The sequence below is a fragment of the Streptomyces phyllanthi genome, assembly GCF_009377205.1.
GTDB lineage: Bacteria > Actinomycetota > Actinomycetes > Streptomycetales > Streptomycetaceae > Streptomyces > Streptomyces phyllanthi.
Genome location: NZ_VJZE01000684.1, coordinates 1 through 3,467, shown reverse-complemented (window position 1 = coordinate 3,467; position 3,467 = coordinate 1). Strand labels below are relative to the sequence as shown.

The 3,467-nt window shown below is 71.6% G+C and carries 3 protein-coding genes; 1 reads left to right on the top strand and 2 read right to left on the bottom strand.

Translation table 11 applies throughout. The features are described from left to right. Positions 1-702: DNA-3-methyladenine glycosylase family protein (locus FNH04_RS43375; protein WP_152791733.1), on the top strand; the 702-nt coding region annotated here is incomplete at its 5' end. A gap of 148 nt (positions 703-850) precedes the next feature. Here the strand turns inward: FNH04_RS43375 and manB are convergent. Together manB and FNH04_RS43365 are read right to left on the bottom strand one after the other, a co-directional pair. After that, entirely contained in the window at positions 851-1,933 is a 1,083-nt protein-coding gene (gene manB / locus FNH04_RS43370) for a mannose-1-phosphate guanylyltransferase (RefSeq protein ID WP_322725545.1), read from the bottom strand. Between the two features lie 231 nt (positions 1,934-2,164). Next, on the bottom strand, positions 2,165-3,467 hold a 1,303-nt coding region (locus tag FNH04_RS43365), incomplete at its 5' end, for a peptidoglycan recognition protein family protein (protein WP_152791732.1).

The following is a 3,467-nucleotide window of genomic DNA, read 5'->3' as shown; positions in this document are numbered from 1 at the left end:
AGCGAGTGGTTGCTGAACCAGGTTCCCGCGCTGCTCGGGGCGTTCGACGATCCGGACGCCTTCGAGCCGCGGCACCGGCTGGTCGCCCTCACGCGGCACCGGCGGCCGGGGTTGCGGCTGACGCGGACCGGGCTGGTGATGGAGTCGCTGATTCCGTCGGTCCTGGAGCAGAAGGTCACGACGGACGAGGCGTACCGGGCGTGGCGGTTGCTCGTACGGAAGTACGGGGAGCCGGCGCCGGGGCCCGCTCCGGGGCGGATGTACGTGATACCGGCGGCGCGGACGTGGGCCTTGATTCCGTCCTGGGAGTGGCACCGGGCCGGGGTCGACAACAAGCGGGCGTCGACGATTCTGCGTGCGGTACGGGTCGCCGCACGGCTGGAGGAGGCGGTGGGGATGCCGCCCGAGGAGGCGCGGGCCCGGCTGGAGTTGGTGCCGGGGATCGGGCCGTGGACGTCCGCGGAGACCGTGCAGCGGAGTCATGGGGCGGCGGACGCGGTGACCGTGGGGGATCTGCATCTGCCGGGGATCGTGGGTTATGCGCTGGCCGGGGACCGGGACGCGGATGACGCGGTGATGCTGTCGCTGCTGGAGCCGTATGCGGGGCAGCGGCATCGGGCGGCCCGGCTGATTCTGTTGTCCGGGCGGGTGCCGCCTCGGCGTACTCCGAAGATGCCTCGGGGGGACATCGGGCGGCTGTAGGCGCGGGAGGGTTGGGCCCGTGGAGGCTGTCGCCCCCGACCGCCCTACCCGTCCCCTCACCGGGGCTGCCCCCGGACCCCGCGTGGGCGGGGTCCGGGGTAGGTGGACGGGCTGGTCGGTGCTGCTGTGGACGGGCTGGTCGGTACGGCTACTGGTCCGACGAGAAACGCACCGCCGCCGTTGGGATTCTCGCGTCGCACCACACGCGTACGCCGTCGCGGAGTTCGTTGTCCGCGCCGATGACGGCGCCGTCTCCGATGACCGCGCCGGTGAGGACGGAGCGCTCTCCGATGCGGGCGCGGGCGCCGATCAGGGAATCGGTGATGACGGCGCCGGGTTCCACGACGGCGCCCGCGAGGACGGTGCTGCCGAAGACGCGTGCGCCCTCGCCGACGAAGGCGCCCTCGCCGACCACCGTGCCGCCGGTCAGCTTGGCGCCGCCGGAGACATGGGCCGTGGGGAGGATCAGCCGGTCCCCGCACTGGCCGGGGACGGCGGGGGACGGGGCGCGGCCCAGGACCAGGTCGGCGGAGCCGCGGACGAAGGCCGCCGGGGTGCCCAGGTCGAGCCAGTACGTCGAGTCCACCATGCCCTGCAGATGCGCGCCCGCTGCCAGCAGGTCCGGGAACGTCTCGCGTTCGACCGAGACCGGGCGGCCCGTGGGGATGGTGTCGATGACAGAGCGGCGGAAGACGTACGCTCCCGCGTTGATCTGGTCCGTGACGATTTCCTCGGGGGTCTGGGGCTTCTCCAGGAAGGCCGTGACACGGCCGGTCGCGTCCGTGGGGACCAGACCGTAGGCGCGCGGGTCCGTGACCTTCGTCAGATGGAGGGAGACGTCCGCGCCCGTCGACCGGTGGGTGGCCACCAGGGCCCTGATGTTCAGGCCCGTCAGGATGTCGCCGTTGAAGACCAGGACCGGGTCGTCGGGGCCCGAGTGCAGGCGCGAGGCCACGTTGCGGATGGCGCCGCCGGTGCCCAGGGGCTCCTCCTCGGTGACGTACTCCAGATGGAGTCCGAGTGAGGAACCGTCACCGAAGTGCGGCTCGAAGACCTCGGCCAGGTACGAGGTCGCCAGGACGATGTGGTCGACGCCCGCCGCCCTCGCCCGTGCCAACTGGTGCGTGAGGAAAGGGACACCCGCCGCCGGAACCATCGGCTTGGGGGTGTGCACCGTGAGCGGACGCAGCCGCGTGCCTTTGCCGCCGACCAGGAGGATCGCTTCTGTCACCTGTCGTCTCTGCTTCCTGCCGGGACCGGCCGAACTGTCTTTCGGCCGGCCAGTGTATGCAGACCGTTCGATGCGCCTTCGATGGCAGTGCGGGGGGTCCTTCGATGGCTCTGTGTGGAGTTGTACGTGTGGGCCCGGTCCGAGGTGTGGGCCCGGTCCGAATTCGGTTGTAAGTGGTTCGAAGTTGGCTGTGCTTGTACGGCGGTTGGCCGTACGGGTTCCCGTGCCGGCCTACCGGCCCTGGTACCGCGCGGCCGCCGAGCGAACGGCGGGGAGCTTGCGGTAGAGGCTGTGTCCAGGGCACTCGGTGGAGAAGCCGTCTCGGTGACCGGAGATGACGTTCAGTCGTACCTTCCTACCTTTTCGGTAGAGATTGCCACCACCTGACGTCAGATAGGTCGCCCCACGCGGGTCCACCTGGTAAATACCGAGTTTCCAGGCGGTGAGTCTGGCGACGGCGGCGACCGCCTTGCGGGACGGCTCGGCGCTCCCGAAGCTGCCGAGGACCGCGATGCCCACGCTGTCGGTGTTGAACCCGCGGGTGTGGGCGCCCATGACGGACTTGGCGACACCACCGGCGCGGCCCTCGTAGATGTTTCCGCACTTGTCGACGAGGAAGTTGTAGCCGATGTCGCGCCAGCCGCTGCTCAGGACGTGGTAGCGGTAGATGCCGCGAACGACGGAAGCCGCCTGCGAACAGGCGTAGTTGTTGCCCGACGACGTGTGGTGCACGAAGGCCGCCTTGACCCGTTTCATATAGAGGAAGTCGCGCTCACGCAGCCGCTCGTTCGCGCCCCAGCCACGGCGGGTGACGATACGCGGACGCGCGCCGATGTACGGCTTCGCTCCGGGCTTCGGCGCGGTGAGGCGGTCCTCGGTCTCCTTCCTGGACAGGGCGGGAATCTCCAGCGCGCCCAGCTGCGCGAGGTCGGCGTTCACGGCGGACGCGGCGGCCGACTCGGCGCTCAGCGGGACGAGGCGCGGGGAGTCCGCGGAGGCCCCGGCCGGCCCTGGCTCGGCGCCCGGTGCGACGAGTTCGAGGCGGAGGCCTTCGGGGAGGGCCTGGAAGCCGGGGGTGCCCGTACGGTGCTCGGTCTCCGCGCGGACCCGTACCTCGACGCCGTCGGAGTCGCCCACCCAGAGTGGAGCCGTCGAGCCTCGGACGCGGCCGGAGGCGCGCTCGGCGGTGCCCGGGTCGGCGGCGTGCTCGTGGTTGTGCGTCTCGATGTCCTGCCAGCCGGACCAGCGGGTCGTGCCGGTCGCCCGGGTACGGACCTGGACCCGGCCGCGCAGTTCGGCGTCCGGATCGTCCCAGACGACGCCGACCAGCGAGAAGGAGCGTACGTACCGGCGGGGGACGCCCTGTTCGGCCGCGGTGGAGCCGGACGCGCGGGTGCCGTCGAGGGGGACGAGGGGGATCGACTGGGTGCTGCCGGAACGGGACTCGTCCGGCGGGGAGACATGGGACGCGGCGGAGGGGGCACGGGACGCGGCGGAGGAGACCGAGGCGGAGGCCGGGGCCGCGGGCAGGGCC